Source organism: Kitasatospora sp. NPDC092039 (genome assembly GCF_044756065.1).
Taxonomy (GTDB): Bacteria; Actinomycetota; Actinomycetes; order Streptomycetales; family Streptomycetaceae; genus Kitasatospora.
The window spans coordinates 343,292-362,765 of record NZ_JBIVSD010000007.1; the positions used below are offsets into that span (position 1 = coordinate 343,292).

A 19,474-nucleotide genomic window follows, 5' to 3' on the forward strand; every position below is an offset into this window, starting at 1 on the left:
TCGATCTCGCCCAGCTCGATCCGGAAGCCGCGGATCTTCACCTGGTCGTCGGTGCGGCCCAGGTACTCCAGCGTGCCGTCCTCGCGCCAGCGGGCGAGGTCGCCGGTGCGGTACATCCGCTCGCCGGCGCCGCCGAACGGGCAGGCCACGAAGCGCTCCGCCGACAGGCCCGGACGGTTCAGATAGCCGCGTGCCAGCTGGCCGCCCGCGACGTACATCTCGCCCGGCACGCCGACCGGGGCCGGCCGCAGTCCGGCGTCCAGCACGTAGACGCGCAGTCCGGGGATGCCCTCGCCGATCGGGCTGCCCAGGGAGCCGTCGGCCGCCGTCGACTCGTCGAGCCGGAGGTGGCTGACGTGCACGGTCGTCTCGGTGATGCCGTACATGTTGACGAGCCTCGGGGCGTCGTCCCGGTGCCGCGCGTACCACTCGCGCAGGCGGCCGGCGTCCAGCGCCTCGCCGCCGAACACGACGGTGCGCAGCCGGAGTTCGGCTCCGAGGGCCGGGCTCTGGGCCTCGGCCTGGGCCAGCTGGTAGAACGCGGACGGGGTCTGGTTGAGGACGGTGACGCCCTCGTTCACCAGCAGGCGCAGGAACTCCGCCGGCGACCTGGACACCTCGACCGGCACGACGACCAGCCGGCCGCCGTAGAGCAGGGCGCCCCACAGCTCCCACACCGAGAAGTCGAAGGCGAAGGAGTGGAACCAGGTCCACACGTCGTCGGCGCCGAACTCGAACCACGGCTGCGTCTCGTCGAGCAGCCGCACCACGTTCCCGTGCGGGACGACGACGCCCTTGGGGCGGCCGGTGGAACCCGAGGTGTAGATGATGTACGCGGCGTTCGCCGGGGAGAGCGCGCCGGGGACCTCGGCCGGCAGGGCCGCGTCGCCCTTGCCGGCGGACAGCAGGGCGCGGGTCTCCGGGTCGTCCAGGACCACCCGGCGGACGGCGTCCTCGTGCGCGACCGCGCCGGCCGACGCGGTGGAGGTGATCACCAGGGAGGGTGCGCAGTCCGCGAACACGAAGCTGATGCGGTCCGACGGCGAGGCCGGGTCGATCGGCAGGTAGGCGCCGCCGGCCTTCAGCACGGCGAGCAGGGCCACGACCAGGTCGAGCGAGCGTTCGAGGCAGACCGCGACGGACGTCTCGGGCCCGACGCCGTGCCGGACCAGCAGGGCGGCCAGCGCGTCCGAACGCTCGGCCAGCTCCGCGTAGCGGATCCGCTCCTCGCCGAAGACCGCGGCGACGGCGTCCGGCGTCCGATCCACCTGCGCCGCGAAGAGCTCCGGCAGGGTAGCCGCCGGGCGGGTGCTGCGCGCGGGGGTGTGCCAGGTGTCCAGCAGGCGGTGGCGCTCGGCCGGGCTGGTCACCTCCAGCAGTCCGAGCGGCTGGTCGGGGTGCTCGATCACCGAGTCGAGGACCTGGACGAACCGCCGGGCCATCGCCTCGACGGTCGCCGCGTCGAACAGGTCGGCGGCGAAGGTGATGCTGCCGGCCAGGCCGGCGGGCCGGCCCTGGGCGTCGAACCGCTCGCTGAGCTGGACGTCGAGGTCGAACTTGGCCGGGCGCTGGTCTCCGCTCAGCGGCTCGACCTCCAGGCCGGGCAGCCGCAGCACGGCGTCCGCGTTGTTCTGGACGCTGAGGGTGACCTGGAACAGCGGGTGGCGGGACATCGAGCGGGCCGGCGCCAGGTCCTCGACCAGGCGCTCGAACGGCAGCTCCTGGTGGGAGAACGCCTCCAGCGACGTCTCCCGGACCTGCCGCAGCAGCTCCCGGAAGGTGGCCTGGTCGGCCACCCGGGCGCGGAGCACCAGGGTGTTGACGAACAGGCCGACCAGGTCGTGCAGGCCCTCGTCCAGGCGCCCGGCGATCGGCACACCGATCGGGATGTCGTCGCCCGCGCCGAGCCGCGACAGCAGCACCGCGAGGGCGGCCTGCGCCGCCATGAAGACGGTGGCGCCCTCGGCCTTGGCGGTCCGCACCAGCCGCCCGTGGAGGTCGGCGGGCACGGTCAGGTCGACCACGCCGCCGACGTGTGAGGCCCGGGTGGGTCGCGGCCGGTCCACCGGCAGTTCGAGCTCGTGCGGCATGCCCGCGAGCGCCTGGCGCCAGTGCGCCAGCTGCTCGTTGAGCAGGCTCTCCGGGTCGTCGTCGGCGCCGAGGACGTCCTGCTGCCAGTAGGTGTAGTCGGCGTACTGGACCTCGAGCTGCTCCCACTCGGGCGCCTGCCCGCCGAGGCGCGCCGCGTAGGCGACCGAGAGGTCCCGGGCGAGCGGGCCCCTGGACCAGCCGTCGCTGGCGATGTGGTGCACCACGACGATCAGCGCGTGGTCGTCCGGCGCGGTGGCGAACAGCCAGGCCCGCAGCGGGATGTCGTGCTCCAGGTCGAAGGTGTGCCTGGCCGCCTCGGCCAGGGCCGCCGGCAGGTCGGCGGCGGCCACCTCGGTCACCGGCAGGTCGATCCGGGCCAGGTCGGGGGCGAGGACCTTCTGGTACGGCTTGCCGTCCTTGGCCGGGAAGACGGTCCGCAGGACCTCGTGGCGCTCCACCACGTCCCGCAGGGCGTCCCGCAGGGCGTCGCGGTCGAGGGCGCCGCGCAGCCGCAGGGGCAGCGAGATGTTGTAGGTGTCGCTCGGCCCCTCCAACTGCCCGAGGAACCACAGCCGCTGCTGAGCGTACGACAACGGGATCATCAGATCTCCTCCTGCCTGGTGCGACGACGCAGGGCGGGCCTGGTGCGCTTGGGACGGTTGATGTGGGACGAAAGGCCCGCCACGGTGGGGCTCTCGAAGATCGCCCGGAGGGGCAGTTCGACCTCCAGGGCCGAACGGATCCGGCTGACCAGCCGGGTGGCCAGTAGGGAGTGCCCGCCGAGCTCGAAGAAGCTGTCGTCGATGCCGACCCGCTCCAGCCCGAGCACTTCGGCGAAGGCCTCGCACAGGAGGGTCTCCTCGGGCGTCCTGGGGGCGCGGTAGGAGGCCTCGAGTTCGGCGGTGCGGTCCGGGGCCGGCAGGGCGCGGCGGTCGAGCTTGCCGTTGACGGTCAGCGGCAGCGCGTCCATGAGCACGACTGCCGACGGGACCATGTAGTCGGGCAGCACGGTGGCCAGGGCGGCCTTGACCCCGGCCGGGTCCAGCCCGGCGCCGGCGGCCGGGACGGCGTAGGCGGTCAGCCGCTTGTCGCCGGGCACGTCCTCGCGGACGATCACCACGCCCTGGGCCACGCCCGGGCGGGCGAGCAGGGCGGCCTCGATCTCGCCCAGCTCGATGCGGAAGCCGCGCACCTTCACCTGGTCGTCGGTGCGACCGAGGTAGTCGAGGGTGCCGTCGGCCCGCCAGCGGGCGAGGTCGCCGGTGCGGTACATCCGCTCGCCGGCCTCCCCGAACGGGCAGGCCACGAACCGCTCGGCCGTCAGGTCCGGGCGTCCCAGGTAGCCGCGCGCCAGCTGCACGCCGGCGATGTACAGCTCACCGGGGACACCGACCGGAAGCGGACGCAGGGAGCCGTCCAGCACGTAGGCGCGGGTGTTCCACATCGGCCGGCCGATCGGGACGATCTCCGACCCGTCCAGCTCCTCCGGCAGCACGAAGTCCGTGCAGCCGACCGTCGCCTCCGTCGGGCCGTAGTGGTCCACCACCGCGACACCGGGGTTGCGCTCGCGCCACTGCGCCACCGCCGCCGCCTGGACGGCCTCGCCGCCCACCATCAGCCGGCCCGTCGGGCTCACGGCGCCGCCCAGCGAGTCCAGCACCGCCAGAGCACTCGGCGTCACCTTCATGAACGACGGACGACGACCACCCAGCACCCCCGGCAGCGCGTCGTTCAGCGCGGCCACGACGACCTCGCCACCGCACACCAGCGCTCCGTACAGACCGGTCACACCGGCGTCGAAGGACACCGACGCGTGCAGCACCGTCAGCCCCGCGACCTCCGGGTACTCCTCCACGCACCGGACCACGTAGTTCACCAGGCCCGCCTGGGTCACCACCACACCCTTCGGCCGACCCGTCGACCCCGAGGTGTAGATCACGTACGCCGGACTCTCGGCACGGTGGCCGACCCGCTCCGGGTCCGAACCCGGCTGTCCGGCGAGTGCGTTGACCGTTCCGGTGGCGTCCAGGTCGATCCGCCGGACACCGGCGGCCACGTCCCCGGCCACACCGACGGCGGCGGCGGTCAGCAGCGCCACGGGGCCGCTGTCGGCCACCGTCGCGGCGAGCCGCTCGACGGGGTACTCCGGGTCCAGCGGCAGGTACGCCGCCCCGGCCTTGCCGATCGCCAGCAACGACACCACCAGCTCGGTCGAGCGCGGCAGGCAGACCGCGACCAGGTCCTCCGGCCCGACCCCGCCCTCGACCAGCAGGTGCGCCAGCCGGTTCGCCCGCTCGTTCAACTCCCCGTACGTCAGGCTCCCCGACGCGTCCGACACCGCCACCGCACCCGGCGTCCGGACCGCCTGCGCCTCGAACAGCTCCGGCAGCGTCACCGCCGGCACCTCACGCGCCGTGTCGTTCCACCCGCGCAGCACCGACTCCCGCTCCGCCTCGCCCAACACCTCGACGCGGAGGGCCGGCTGGCGCGGATCGGCGGCCATCGCCGCGAGCACCCGGTGCAGCCTGGCACCGAACTGCTCGGCCGTGCCGTGCTCGAAGAGGTCCCTGGCGTAGACGATGCGGCCCCGCAGGCCTGCCGGGCGCCGGTCGGCGGTGAAGCACTCCTCGAAGGTGAAGTCGAGGTCGTACTTGGCCGGCCAGCTGCCGCTCGGCAGGCCGCTGACGTCCAGCCCGGGCAGTTCGAGGGTGGCGCCCTCGTTGTTCTGCAGGACCAGCATGACCTGGAACAGCGGGTGGTGGGTCAGCGAGCGGGCCGGGGACAGGCTCTCCACCAGGCGCTCGAACGGGACGTCCTGGTGCGCGAACGCCTCCAGTCCCGCCTCGCGGACCCGGTGCAGCAGTCCGGAGAACGTCGGCGAACCCGAGAGGTCCGTCCGCAGGACCAGGGTGTTGACGAAGAACCCGACCAGGTCGTCCATGGCGGCGTCGGTACGCCCGGCGACCGCGGTGCCGATCGGGATGTCCTCCCCCGCGCCGAGGCGGGACAGCATCGTGGCCAGGGCGGCCTGGAGCACCATGAACATGGTCACCCCCTCGGCCCGGGCCAGTCGGGTCAGCTCCTCGTGCAGCCCGGCCGGGACGGTCAGTTCGACGACCCCACCGCGGTGGGTCAGCGCCGCCGGGCGCGGGTGGTCCGCCGGGAGCTCCAGCTGCTGCCGGGCGCCGTCGAGCGTCTTCTCCCAGTAGGCGAGCTGACGGTTCAGCACGCTGCCCGGGTCGTCGTCCGCGCCGAGCAGGTCGCGCTGCCACACCGTGTAGTCGGCGTACTGCACCGGGAGCGGGGCCCAGTCGGGCGCGCCGCCGGTGCTGCGCGCCGTGTAGGCCGCCGAGAGGTCCTGGGCCAGCGGCCGCATCGACCAGCCGTCCCCGGCGATGTGGTGGATCACCACCAGCAGGACGTGCTCCTCGGGACCGACCTCGAACAGGGTGGCCCGGATCGGGATCCCGGTGGCCAGGTCGAAGGGGCGGGCGGCCTCCCGGGCCAGCAGCCCGTCGAGGTCCGCCGCGGCCGCCGGGACGACCGCGAGCTCGCAGCGGTACTCGTCCGCGCCGAGGACCCGCTGCCGCGGCTCCCCGGCCGGGGCCGGGAAGACCGTCCGCAGCACCTCGTGCCGCGCCACCACGTCCCGCAGGGCGTCCGCCAGCGCCGAGCGGTCCAGGGCGCCCCCGAGCCGCAGCGCCAGCGGGATGTTGTAGGCCGCGTTCGCGCCGTCCAGCTCGTTGAGGAACCACATCCGCCGCTGCTCCAGGGAGAGCGGCAGCACGTCCGGACGGGCGGTGGCGACCAGCGCGGGCGCGGCCTGCTCCGCCTTGGACAACCGGGGCGCCAGCGCGGCCACGGTCGGGCTCTCGAAGACCACCCGCAGCGGCAGTTCCACCCGCAGGGCCGAGCGGACCCGGCCGACCAGCCGGGTGGCCAGCAGCGAGTGCCCGCCGAGCTCGAAGAAGTCGTCGTCGACGCCGACCTGCGGCAGGCCCAGGACGTCGGCGAACGCCTCGGCGAGCAGCTGCTCCTCCGGTGTCCGCGGCGCCCGGTAGGACGCCTCCAGCGCCGCGGCGTGGTCCGGAGCCGGGAGGGCGCGCCGGTCCAGCTTGCTGTTGGCCGTCAGCGGCAGCGCCTCCAGCACCAGCACCGCGGACGGGACCATGTAGTCCGGCAGCACCGCCGCCAGCTCCGCGCGCAGGGCGGAGGTGTCCACCGCCACGCCCGTCTCGGGCACCACGTAGGCGGTCAGTCGCTTGTCGCCGGGCACGTCCTCGCGGACGATCACCACGCCCTGGGCGACGCCCGGGCGGGCGAGCAGCGCGGCCTCGATCTCCGCCAGCTCGATGCGGAAGCCGCGGATCTTCACCTGGTCGTCGGTGCGGCCCAGGTAGTCGAGCGTGCCGTCCTCGCGCCAGCGGGCGAGGTCGCCGGTGCGGTACATCCTCCCTCCTTGCCCGCCATCGGACAGGAGGGGCCCATGCCCGGTCCCGCCGAACGGGCAGGCCACGAAGCGCTCCGCGGTCAGGCCCGGGCGGTTCAGGTAGCCCCGGGCCAGCCCGGTGCCGGCGATGTACAGCTCGCCGGGCACCCCCACCGGCACCGGCCGCAGCGCGGCGTCCAGCACGTACACCCGGGTGTCGTCCATCGGGCTTCCGATGGGCAGCGTGTGGCCGAGCTCGGCCCCGGCGGCCATCGGGTGCTGGGTGGCGCACAGCGTGGTCTCGGTCGGACCGTACAGGTGACGGACCGTCAAGTGCGGCAGGGCGTCGAGCAGCCGCGCGACCGCCGTGGGCGGCACGACGTCGCCGCCCGTGAGGACCTCCGTCACCTCGGCGAAGATCTCGGGGTTCTCCTCACCGATGACGCGGAAGAGCCCTGCGGTGACGTGGACGTGGGTCGCCCGGGTGTCGGTGATCAGCCGGTGCAGGGTGGCGCTGTCGAGCTTGACCTCGGGGGCGATGGAGACGCTGCCGCCGTGGACGAGCGGGACCCACAGCTCGTAGGTGGACGCGTCGAAGGCGTGCGGGGCGTGGAACAGCACGCGGTCGGCCGGGCCGACGTTCCAGCGCGAATCCCGGACCAGGGCGGCGAGGTCGGCGTGGGTGGTGACGATGCCCTTGGGGGTGCCGGTGGAGCCGGAGGTGTACATGATGTACGCCGCCTGGTCCGGCAGCACCCGCGCGGGGCGGACGGCTTCCTCCGGCGTGACCGGGCCGTTCGCTCCGGGCTCGGACGCCCCGTCGGCGCCGACGAGGAGGACCGGGGTCCCCTGCTCCCCGGCCGCGTGCACGACCTCGTGCTCCCGCAGGGCGGAGTCGGCCACCAGCAGGTGCGGCCGGGCGTCCGCCAGGACGGCCGCCATCCGCGCCCGCGGCGAACGCAGGTCCAGCGGGACGAACACGCCGCCCGCCTTGGCGATCGCCAGGAAGGTGGTCACCAGCTCCGTGGAGCGGTGCATGCCGACGGCGACCAGCGTCTCCGGCCCGACCCCGTGTCCGGCCAGGACGCGGGCCAACCGGTCGGCGCGCGCGTCGAGTTCGGCGTAGGTCAGCGTCTCGTGGTCCGTACCGCCGCCCGCGGCCGCGCGGTCCGCGGCGTCCGGGTCCATGCCGCGCGTGCGCACCAGTGCGACCGCGTCCGGCGTCCGCGCGACCTGCGCCTCGAACAGCTCCGGCAGCGTGGCCGCCGGCAGCCCGACGGCGGTGTCGTTCCAGCCGCGCAGCAGCTGCTCCTGCCGGCCGTCGTCCAGGACGGCGACCGTGTCCAGCGTGGTGGCGGGGTGCGTCTCCAGGGCGCCGACCAGGTTCTCGACGGCGGTGTGCAGCAGACCGCAGACGGTGGCGGAGTCGATCGGCTCGGCCGCGTGCACCGTGAGCCGGAAGCCGGCACCGGTGTCGTCCACCGAGGCGGTGAGCGGGTAGTTGTTCCGCTCGTGGGCGTACAGGATGTCGACGCCCGCGATCCCGGTCTCCAGCAGGTTCCGCTGCGCGGACTCGGAACGCGGCTTGCTGTGACGGTAGTTGAGGAGCGAGGTGAACAGCGGGGTCTGCGCCGGCAGGCCGGCCACCTGCTGGGCGAGAGCCAGCGGGGCGTGCTCGTGCCGCAGCAGCTCGCCCAACTGCACCTGGACCGCGCGCAGTCCGGCGTCCAGCGGACGGGTGGCGTCGATCCGGATCGGCAGGGTGTTGATGTACAGACCCGGGGTACGGCTCGCCGTGTCCCCGGCGTCCATCCGGCCGAGCAGCACGGTGCCGAAGACGGGGTGGGTCTGGCCGGTGGTGGCGGCGGCGACGCGCGCCCAGGCGAGGTGGAACAGCGCGGCGGCACTGGCGCCGTGGCGGCGAGCCTGCTCGCGGACCCGGTCGGCCAGGTCGGCCGACAACTCGACGACGGCCTCGCCGGTGTCACCGCCGTCGACACGGGTACTCAACACGCCGTAGGGCGCGGTGGGCTCCTCGACGTCGCCCAGGGCGCGCTCGAAGTAGGCGCGGTGCTGCTCCGGGGTGACGGCCAGGCGGGCGTGGGCGACGAAGTCGCGGTACGGCGCCGGCTCGGGCAGGCGGTCCTCCTCGTGCTCCAGGTGTGCGCGCACCTCGTCCAGCAGGATCTCCAGGGCCTGGTGGTCGCGGATCAGGTGGTGGCTGCGCAGAGCGATCAACCAGCGGTCGCCCGAGCCGTCATGCGTGATCGTCAGATCGAGCATCGGCGCCTGGCGGATGTCCATCGACGGCGGGCAGGCCGCCAGCAGTCGGACCATCGGGTCACCGGCGGAGTCCCCCGGGTTCCCCGCGAGGACGACCTCCTCGACCAGCAGCGGCGCTTGTCGCAGGACGATCTGGAGCGGCTGGGGCAGGTTTTCCCACAGCACGGCCGTCCGCAGGATGTCGTGCCGGTTCACGACCGCCTGGAGTGCGGTCACGAACGCGTCGACCCGCTCACGGGAGTCGAAGCCCAGGACCACCGGGACGATGTAGACGTCGCGGCCCTGGTCGGCGTCCAGCAGGTGGTGGAAGAAGATGCCTTCCTGCAGCGGGGCGAGCGGGTAGACGTCGGCGATGTTCGCCGCACCGCCGGGGACCTGCTCCACGAGACGGTCGAGGTCCGTGGGGCTCAGCTCGGCGAGGGTGACCATGTCCGGCGTCAGAACGGTGGCGTCCTTCGGGATCCGGTTCTCCGGGACCACGAACGCCTGGCCCGCGTCGACGGCCGCGAGTCCGGCCGCCGTCGGGGCCTGGAACAGCGCCCGCACCGACACCTGCAGGCCCCGCGAGCGCAGTCGCTCGACCAGGGTGACCGCCAGCAGCGAGTGGCCGCCCAGCTCGAAGAAGTTGTCGTCGATACCGACCCGGGGCAGACCGAGAACGTCGGCGAACACCTCGCAGAGCAGTTCCTCGTCGGCGGTGCGCGGCGCCCGGTAGGCCTCCTGGATCACGGTGACCTCGGGGGCCGGCAGGGCGCGGCGGTCCAGCTTGCCGTTGACGGTCAGCGGGAGTTCGTCCAGCGTCATGATCGCGGACGGGACCATGTAGTCGGGAAGCGTAGTCGCGAGCGCATCCCGCAGCGCGACAACATCCACCTCCGCGTCCACGGCCGGGACGACGTAGGCGGCGATGCGCTTGTCGCCGGGGACGTCCTCGCGGACGATCACGGCGGCCTGGGCAACGCCGGGCCGGCCGAGGACGGCCGCCTCGATCTCGCCCAGCTCGATGCGGTAACCGCGCACCTTCACCTGGTCGTCGGTGCGCCCGAGGTAGTCGAGGGTGCCGTCCTCGCGCCAGCGGGCGAGGTCACCGGTGCGGTACATCCGCTCGCCGGGCGCGCCGAACGGGCACGCCACAAAGCGCTCCGCCGACAGGCCCGGACGGTTGAGATAGCCGCGCGCCAACTGGACACCGGCGAGGTAGAGCTCACCTGCCACACCGACCGGAACGGGCTGCAGTGTCGCGTCCAGCACGTACACCTGGGTGTTGCCGACCGGGCCGCCGATCGGGACGGTCGCCGTACCCGGCACGCACTCCCAGGCGGTGACGTCAATGGACGCCTCGGTGGGGCCGTACAGGTTGTGCAGCGGAACACCGAGATCCCGCAGGAACGCGTCCCGCAGCTCCGGCGACAGCGCCTCACCACTGGCGAACACCGCGCGCAGCGTCGTGCAGGTGCGGGCGGCCGGCTCCAGCAGGAAGACCTGCATCATCGACGGGATGAAGTGCGTGACCGTCACACCCTCGCCACGGATCACCTCCGCAAGGTACGCGGGGTCGCGGTGCCCGTCGGGGCGGGCGACGACGAGAGTCGCACCGGTGGTCAGGGGCCAGAAGAACTCCCAGACGGAGACGTCGAACCCGACCGGGGTCTTCTGCAGCACCCGGTCCGACGGCGTCAGCTGGTAGTCCTCCTGCATCCACGCCAGACGGTTCACCACACCGTCGTGCGCGACCACCACACCCTTCGGGCGGCCCGTCGACCCCGAGGTGTAGATGACATACGCCGGGCTCTGCGGCCCGTGACCCGCACGCACCGGGTTCGAAACCTGCTGAGCATCAAGCGCGTTGACCGTTTCGGCCGCGTCCAGGTCGATCCGACGGACACCTGCCGACAGCGCCTCGTCCATCGTCACGCTGTCGGTGACCAGGGCGGTCGGACGGCCGTCCGCCAGGGTGGAGGCGAGCCGGTCGGCCGGGTAGTCCGGGTCCAGCGGCAGGTACGCCGCACCGGCCTTGCCGATCGCCAGCAGCGACACCACCAGCTCGGTCGAGCGCGGCAAACAGACCGCCACCAGATGCTCCGGGCCGACGCCCTCGGCCACCAGCAGGTGCGCCAGGCGGTTCGCCCGCTCGTTCAACTCGGCGTACGAGACGACCTCGCGCGCCGCACCGCTGCCGAACACCACGGCCGTGGCGTCCGGCGTCCGCGCGGCCTGCGCCTCGAACAGCCCCGGCAGCGTGGCGGCCGGCACCTCACGGGCGGTGTCGTTCCACCCGCGCAGCACCAACTCCCGCTGCGCGCCGTCGAGAACGGCGATCCGGTCGAGCGTGGTGGCGGAATCCTGCTCCAGCCCGCCGACCAGGTTCTCCACCGCCGTGCACAGCAGACCGCACACCACGTCCGAATCCATCGGAGCGCACGCCTGCACGGTGAACCGGAACCCGACACCGGTGTCGTCCACCGACACCGTCAACGGGTAGTTGTTGCCCTCGTGGGCGTACAGGATGTCGATACCCGAGATCCCGGTCTCCGGGAGATGCCCCCGCCCACTGCCAGAACCCGACTTGCTGTGACGGTAGTTGAGGAGCGAGGTGAACAGCGGGCTCTGCGCCGGAACGCCGGTCGCCTGCTGGGCGAGGGCCAGCGGGGCGTGCTCGTGGGTCAGCAGCTCGCCCAACTGCGCCTGCGCCGACCGCAGTCCGGCGCCCAGCCGCTGGGTCGCGTCGATGCGGATCGGCAGGGTGTTGATGTACAGGCCCGGGGTACGGCTCGCCGCACCGCCCGCGTCCATGCGCCCCAGCAGCACGGTGCCGAACACCGGATGCGCCTGCCCCGTCGTCGCCGCGGCCACCCGCGCCCACGCCAGGTGGAAGAACGCCGCCGCGCTCACGCCGTGGCGGCGCGCCTGCTCGCGGACGCGCTCCGCCAGCTCGTCCGACAGCTCCACGACCGTCTCGGCGGCCTCGCTGCCGTCGCCGTGGATGTCCAGCACCCCGTACGGCGCGGTCGGCTCCTCCACCTCGCCCAGGACCCGCTCGAAGAACGCACGGTGCTGGTCGGCCGCGACCGCCAGGCGCGCGTGGGCGACGAAGTCGCGGTACGGCGCCGGCTCCGGCAGCCGCTCGACGTCCTCCTCCAGGTGCGCCCGCACCTCGTCCAGCAGCACCTCCAGCGCCTGGTGGTCACGGATCAGGTGGTGACTGCGGAGCGCCACCAACCAACGCTCGGCATCACGATCCTGGGTGATCGTCAGGTCGAGCATCGGCGCCCGACGGATGTCCATCGACGGCGGGCACGCCGCCAGCAGCAGGGCGACGGCGTCGCCACCGGCCGTGAGGGAGATCTCGGAGACCGCCAGCGGAGCCTGCCGCAGCACGACCTGCAGCGGCTGCGAGAGCCCCTCCCACAGAACGGCCGTCCGCAGGATGTCGTGCCGGTCCACCACCGACTGCAGCGCGGACACGAAACCGTCGACCCGCTCACGGGAGTCGAAGCCCAGCACCGTCGGCAGCGTGTAGACGTCGCGCCCCTGGTCGGCGTCCAGCAGGTAGTGGAAGAAGATCCCCTCCTGCAGCGGCGCCAGCGGGTAGACGTCCGCGACGTTCGCCGCACCACCCGGCACCTGCTCCACGATCCGCGCCAGATCGCCCTCGGAGACCTCGGCCAGCGTGACCATGTCCGGCGTCAGAACGGTGGCGTCCTTCGGGATCCGGTTCTCCGGCACCACGAACGCCTGACCCGCGTCAACGGCCGCCAGCCCGGCCACCGTCGGGGCCTGGAACAGCGCCCGCACCGACACCGAGACTCCACGGGCGCGCAGCTGCTCGACCAGCGTCACCGCCAGCAGCGAGTGGCCGCCCAGCTCGAAGAAGTTGTCGTCGATGCCGACCCGCTCCAGCCCGAGCACTTCGGCGAAGGCCTCGCACAGGAGGGTCTCCTCGGGCGTCCTGGGGGCGCGGTAGGAGGCCTCGAGTTCGGCGGTGCGGTCCGGGGCCGGCAGCGCCCGGCGGTCGAGCTTGCCGTTGACCGTCAGCGGCAGCGCGTCCAGCAGCACGACCGCCGACGGGACCATGTAGTCGGGCAGCACGGTGGCCAGGGCGGCCTTGACCCCGGCCGGGTCCAGCCCGGCGCCGGCGGCCGGGACGGCGTAGGCGGTCAGCCGCTTGTCGCCGGGCACGTCCTCACGGACGATCACCACGCCCTGGGCCACGCCCGGGCGGGCGAGCAGGGCCGCCTCGATCTCCCCCAACTCGATCCGGTAACCACGCACCTTCACCTGGTCGTCCGTACGGCCCAGGTACTCCAGCGCCCCGTCCTCGCGCCAGCGCGCCAGGTCGCCGGTGCGGTACATCCGCTCGCCGGCCTCCCCGAACGGGCAGGCCACGAACCGCTCGGCCGTCAGGTCCGGGCGTCCCAGGTAGCCGCGCGCCAGCTGCACGCCGGCGATGTACAGCTCACCGGCCGCACCCACCGGGACCGGCCGCAGCCCGGCATCCAGGACGTACGCCCGGGTGTTCCACATCGGCCGGCCGATCGGGACGATCTCCGACCCGCCCAGCTCCTCCGGCAGCACGAAGTCCGTGCAGCCGACCGTCGCCTCCGTCGGGCCGTAGTGGTCCACCACCGCGACACCGGGGTTGCGCTCGCGCCACTGCGCCACCGCCGCCGCCTGGACGGCCTCACCGCCCACCATCAGCCGGCCCGTCGGATTCGCCGCACCCCCCAGCGAGTCCAGCACCGCCAGAGCACTCGGCGTCACCTTCATGAACGACGGACGACGACCACCCAGCACCCCCGGCAGCGCGTCGTTCAGCGCGGCCACGACGACCTCGCCACCGCACACCAGCGCTCCGTACAGACCGGTCACACCGGCGTCGAAGGACACCGACGCGTGCAGCACCGTCAGCCCCGCGACCTCCGGGTACTCCTCCACGCACCGGACCACGTAGTTCACCAGGCCCGCCTGGGTCACCACCACACCCTTCGGCCGACCCGTCGACCCCGAGGTGTAGATCACGTACGCCGGACTCTCGGCACGGTGGCCGACCCGCTCCGGGTCCGAACCCGGCAGCGCGGCCAGCGCCTCGGCGGTCTCGGCGCCGTCCAGCTCGATCCGCCGCATGCCGGCGTCGACGCCCAGGGCCAGGCCCGCCGTCGCACCGGAGGCGACCAGCACCGACGGCCGGGCGTCCGCCACGGTCGCCGTCAGCCGCTCGACCGGGTACTCCGGGTCCAGCGGCAGGTACGCCGCGCCCGCCTTGCCGATCGCCAGCAACGACACCACCAGCTCGGTCGAGCGCGGCAGGCAGACCGCGACCAGGTCCTCCGGCCCGACGCCACCCTCGACCAGCAGGTGCGCCAGCCGGTTCGCCCGCTCGTTCAACTCCCCGTACGTCAGACTCCCCGACGCGTCCGACACCGCCACCGCACCCGGCGTCCGAACCGCCTGCGCCTCGAACAGCTCCGGCAGCGTCACCGCCGGCACCTCACGCGCCGTGTCGTTCCACCCGCGCAGCACCGACTCCCGCTCCGCCTCGCCCAACACCTCGATCCGACGGATCGGGGTGTCGGCGTCGGCGGCGGCCATCGCCAGCAGGGTGGTGCGGAAAAGCGCCACCTTGGAGCGGTTGGCGTCGTCGCTGTAGAGCTCGGGGTTGACGTCCGAGGCGATGCCGATGAGGCCGTCGGAGGAGTTGTCGTAGAGCGACAGCGAGAAGTCGTTGAAGTGGCCGCCGCCCAGCGGCTTCAGCCGGACCGCGCAGGTGCCGAAGGCGAGGTCGTAGTCGAACGGCATGGCGCTCATGACCAGGCTGAACAGGGTGCCGCGGCCGACGAGCCCGAGGTCCCGGAGGATGTCCTCGTAGCGGTACCGCTGGTGGCGCAGCGCGGTGCGGATCGCGGTGCCGACCCGGCGGACGAGCTGCTGGAGGGTGAGGTCGTCCGACACGGCCACCCGGATCGGCAGCATGTTCGCGGCCATGCCCGGGACGTCGAGTTCCTTGCGGCTCCGGCCGAGGACGGGGACGCCGATGACGACGTCCTCGACGCCGGTCAGGCGGTGGAAGTAGAGCACGGAGGCGGCGATGGCGAGGCCGGAGACGGTGGTCCGCAGGCCGCGTGCGGCCGTGCGGAGGTTCGCGGAGGTCTCGGCGTCGACGGTCTCGGCGTGCCGGGCGAGGCTGTGCGGGGTGCCGACGGGCGGGCGTCCGCCGCTGAGGCTGGGCACGTCCGGGCGGTCGGCCAGGGTTTCGGCCCAGTAGGCGCGGTCCTCGGCGAAGCTCTCCGAGGCGCGGTACTCGGTGTCCTTGTCCAGGAGGGTGTCCAGCGGCACCGTCTCCGGCTCGGGCACCGGGCCGCCGGCCGCGAGGGCGGTGTAGTGCGCGGCCACCCGCGAGGCGACGATGGCCCCGCTGAAGCCGTCGGCGGCGATGTGGTGGCCGCGCTGGTACCAGAGGTGGCGGTCGGCGGCGACGCGGAACAGGGCGTAGGTGAAGAGGCGGTCGCCGTCCAGCCGGATCGGCCGGGCCATGTCGGCGTGCATCCAGGCCTCGGCGGCGGCGACCGGGTCGCTCTCGGCGCTGACGTCGAAGGTGTGCAGCGGCCAGTCGTCCGTGACGGCCACGTACTGGCGCAGCGAGCTGCCCGAGCCGGTGAAGCGCACGTGGAGGGGTTCGACCCGGCCGGTGATCTCCCGCACGGCCTGCTCGAACAGCCGCGGGTCCAGGTCCCCTTCGATCTCCAGGCACTGGGCCACGCTGTAGATCGGGTTGTCCGGGTCGAGTTGCTGAGCGTTCCAGATGCCTCGCTGCGCGGCAGAGAGTTCCTTGTACGCGACGCCGACTTCTGACGTGCTCATACCACTCCATCGTCCCGTTGAGAGCGTGTTTCCACGTGTGCGTGCGAGCAGGGCTGGGGATCGTTCGCCGTCGGAGCGGGCGCCTCCCCCGGCAGGCGCCTCCCAGCAGGCGCCGCCGCCGGGGACCGTCCGGGGGCAGGCGGAGGCCCCGGCCGGGCCGGTGGAGGAGGCGTGCCCGGGGCGGCGGAACCGTGCGGACGGTCGGCGGGGCGGGGCGCGGCCGGGCCGGGCGGCGACGACGGCGCTGACGCCGGGCAGCCCGATCCGCCCCTCGGGACTCCGGAAACGCGGGAATCCCGAGCGGCCGGTCATGGTCCGTCCGCTGCCGGATCAAGCCTGGCGCGGACCGGCCGACGCGTCAGTGAAGCACCGGCGAAAAAAGTGTGGAGGAAATGGCGGCCATTGACGCAGAACCCTCCCTGGGCGGAACGGGCCGGCGGCCCCTACCGCGAATCGCAGGGCGCTCTTCACCGCATCCGGCGGAAATCTTCCCGCCAAAACACTCACACATGACTTTCCCCCGTATTGCTGTCACTTCGCCACGCGAAGCACACATGATGAACCATGCGCGGCGATCACCGCTCCCGCGTCCGGACGACGGAACCAACCGACGTCCGAAGGGCTTCTGAGCAGGCGTCAGAACAGTAAAGTCGATCAAGAGGGGGCCCTGCAATGTGATCCCGGTCACAGGAAAACTGCGATTGCGCCGTCTATGCTGGTCACTCGCAAGCACGCAGAACACGCTTGTCGCACAGTCGGGGGACAACGGGGTATGATGATTAATTTCCGGCCCATTCCAGCAGGGTCCGCAGCAGTTCTTCTTCTCGGGGTCGCACCCCTCTGAAATCTGTCCTGAACATGTCATAACGACTCGGTCCCCTTCGCTCCGAAGGCCGCCGAGGCGTTTTCAGGCAGTCTTTTTCCCTTTTCCCGAATATCGACGCCGCGGTTGTCGCGCGTCGCACTTCGGCGTGCCCGGCACGTCCCGGCGCACGCCGGCAAAGGGTTGAACACGCATGCCCCCGACCGTGTGGCAGGGGCCGGTCCGCGACGTCCGCGGACGGGTGCGCCCACGGCGGGGACGCCGTTCATCACGAAAGGAACGCACCCTCGTGGATCCTGCTTGTACCTACCTGCTCGTGTGCGCCGGCTGTGACTGGCGGAGTTCCGACGACGGGCTCTGCCTGAGCTGCCCGCGATGCGGGGACGACACCCTGCTGCGCACCGAGTACGCGGCACAGCGGTTCACCGTCACGCCGGAGCGGTCCGGCGTCTTCCGCTACGACTGGCTGCCGGTCCGTCGCGAGGTCGAGGGCTCCCACCGGCCGGCGGTCTACCGGAGCGAGGGGCTCGGCAGGGCGCTCGGCCTGACCGACCTGTGGATCTCCTTCAGCGGCTACTGGCCCGAACGGGGCTGCCGCATGACCTCCGGCTCCTTCAAGGAGCTCGAGGCCTTCACGGTGCTGGGGCGCACCCCCGAGCAGGCCGGTGTGATGGTCATCGCCTCGGCCGGCAACACCGCCGCGGCCTTCGCCGCAGCCGGGGGCGAGGGCGTCCCCCGGCTGCTGGTGGTCCCGAGCCGGGCGCTCCCGGCGATCGCGGCGGCCGACGGCGGGTCGGCCGACGTCCAGGTGGTCGCGCTCGAGGACGCCACCTACAACGACGCGATCGACTTGAGCCGGAAGCTGATCGCCTGCGGCGCCGGCTTCTTCGCCGAGGGCGGGGTCCGCAACGTCGGGCGCCGTGACGGCCTGGGCGTGGTCGCCCTGGCCGCCTTCGAGGAGATGGGGGTGCTTCCCGACGTCTACGTCCAGGCGGTGGGCAGCGGCGCCGGAGCGATCGCCGTCCACGAGGCCTCCGAGCGCATCCTCGCGTCCGGCTCGGCCGACGGACAGTCGCTGCCACGGATGCTCCTGTGCCAGAACGCGGACTTCGCCCCGCTCAGCCGGGCGTGGCGGGAGCAGCCCGACGACCCGTCAGGGACCGGGGCACCGCTCGACCTCTACGCCCCGGAGCTGGCCAACGCGACGCCCCCCTACCTCGTCGAGGGCGGGGTGCGGGACGTCCTGCGCTCCACCTCCGGCGACATGCTGGTCGCCGGCCGCGCGCAGGCGCAGGCCGCCCGGGCGATGTTCGAGGAGCTGGAGGGGATCGACATCGAGCCGGCGGCCGCGGTCGCCGTGGCGGCGCTGTGCGACGCCGTCCGGGACGGGCGGATCGCGCCCGACGCGACCTGCCTGCTCAACGTGACGGGCGGCGGACGCCGGAGGCTGAACGCCGACGCCCCGGCCGCCGAGCCGCGCGGCTGGCTGGTCTCACGGGGCGACTCCCCCGACGAGGTCGCGGCGAGGGTGCTGGACGCCTTCGCGACCGGCCGCCGGCCGCGGACCGTGGCCGCCGTGCGCTGAGCCGCACCGCCGACGCGCCAGGACGCATCCCGGCGCAAAGACGAACCGTCAGAAGGGAAGTGGGACCGTTGGGCAACCGCGCCGAGGCAGGGTCGACCCTGCCGCTCGACGTCCGGGACCTGCACGAATCGCTGGGCTCCCCGGTGAGCGCGTCGATGAACTTTCTCAACGAGGTGGCCCAGGACTACCCGGACGCGGTGTCCTTCGCCGCGGGCCGGCCGTTCGAGGGCTACTTCGACCTCGACGACGTCCACCGCCACCTTGAGGTCTACCGCCGGTACCTCTCCGAGCGGTTCGACGGCGACGAGGCGAAGGTCCGGCGCACCGTGCTCCAGTACGGCCGCACCAAGGGCGTGATCCACGAACTGGTCGCCGCCCACCTCGCCGTCGACGAGGGCATCGAGGCGGACCCGGAGTCCGTGGTGGTCACCGTGGGCTGCCAGGAGGCGCTCTACCTGACGCTGCGGGCCCTGCGCGCCACCCCCGAGGACGTACTGCTGGCGGTGACCCCGAGCTACGTCGGGGTGCACGGCGCCGCCCAGCTCGTCGACATGCCGCTGCTCCCGGTCCGGGAGTCCGCGACCGGCGTCGACCTGGACCACCTCACCGCCGTGGTGCGGGAGGCCAGGGCGGCCGGCCGGCGGCCGCGGGCGCTCTACCTCGTACCGGACTTCGCCAACCCCGGCGGGGTGCGGATGAGCCGGGAGGACCGGCTGCGGACGCTGCGGGCCGCCGCGGAGCTCGACCTCCTGGTGCTGGAGGACAACCCGTACGGCCTGCTCGGCGACCCCGACGGGCCGCCCACCATGAAGGCACTCGACACCGACGGACGGGTCGTCTACCTAGGCTCGTTCGCCAAGAGCGGGCTCCCCGGCGCCCGGGTCGGCTACGTCGTCGCGGACCAGCCGGTCACCGGCCCGCAGGGCCGGACCGGCCTGCTGGCCGACGAGCTGGCGAAGATCAAGAGCATGACGACGGTGAACACCTCGCCGATCGCCCAGGCCGTCATCGCCGGGAAGCTGCTGGAGAACGGTCACAGCCTGCGGGCGGCCAACGCGCGCGAGCGGGAGACCTACCGCACCAACCTGCGGCTGATGCTGGACGGCCTGGCCGCCCGGTTCGGCGACGGGCAGGTGCCGGGCGTCTCCTGGAACACCCCGAGCGGCGGGTTCTTCCTGCTGCTCACCGTGCCCTTCGCGGCGAGCGACGAACTGCTGGAGTCCAGCGCCGGGCAGCACCGGGTGCTGTGGACGCCGCTGCACCACTTCTACGCGGACTCCGAGCCGCGCCGGGTGATGCGGCTGTCCTTCAGCCACCTGCTCCCCGCGGAGATCGACGAGGGGCTGGACCGGCTGGCCGGCTTCGTCCGGGAGCAGGCCGCGGCCGCCGCACGGTAGGCGCCGCC

4 protein-coding genes (1 of these 4 only partly in view) are annotated in these 19,474 nt (G+C 73.1%); 2 read left to right on the plus strand and 2 right to left on the minus strand.

Translation table 11 applies throughout. The features are described 5' to 3' along the window. Nucleotides 1-2,693 carry the beginning of a non-ribosomal peptide synthase/polyketide synthase gene (locus ACIQI7_RS17215; protein WP_401110387.1) on the minus strand. 17,449 nt of this gene lie to the left of the window's left edge, so the window shows 2,693 of its 20,142 coding nt (coding positions 1-2,693); the start codon lies at nucleotides 2,691-2,693; the stop codon falls past the left edge of the window. After that, entirely contained in the window at nucleotides 2,693-15,661 is a 12,969-nt protein-coding gene (locus ACIQI7_RS17220; protein ID WP_401110390.1) for an amino acid adenylation domain-containing protein, read from the minus strand. The genes ACIQI7_RS17215 and ACIQI7_RS17220 overlap by 1 nt, the downstream gene beginning before the upstream one ends. A 1,112-nt stretch (nucleotides 15,662-16,773) precedes the next feature. Between ACIQI7_RS17220 and ACIQI7_RS17225 the strand changes: the two genes are divergently transcribed. Together ACIQI7_RS17225 and ACIQI7_RS17230 are read left to right on the plus strand one after the other, a co-directional pair. Beyond that, nucleotides 16,774-18,069, plus strand: a complete 1,296-nt coding sequence (locus ACIQI7_RS17225) for a cysteate synthase (RefSeq protein WP_401110392.1) — start codon at nucleotides 16,774-16,776, stop codon at nucleotides 18,067-18,069. A gap of 155 nt (nucleotides 18,070-18,224) precedes the next feature. Further along, nucleotides 18,225-19,466 carry a PLP-dependent aminotransferase family protein gene (locus ACIQI7_RS17230; RefSeq protein ID WP_401110507.1) on the plus strand — a complete coding sequence of 414 codons (1,242 nt, stop codon included), beginning with the start codon at nucleotides 18,225-18,227 and terminating at the stop codon, nucleotides 19,464-19,466. Nucleotides 19,467-19,474 lie beyond the last annotated feature (8 nt).

Bases quoted from the DNA above. Each gene is read 5' to 3' on its own strand.
- ACIQI7_RS17220 (WP_401110390.1), bottom strand. From the start codon at position 15,661: ATGAGCACGTCAGAAGTCGGCGTCGCGTACAAGGAACTCTCTGCCGCG.
- ACIQI7_RS17230 (WP_401110507.1), top strand. From the start codon at position 18,225: ATGAACTTTCTCAACGAGGTGGCCCAGGACTACCCGGACGCGGTGTCC.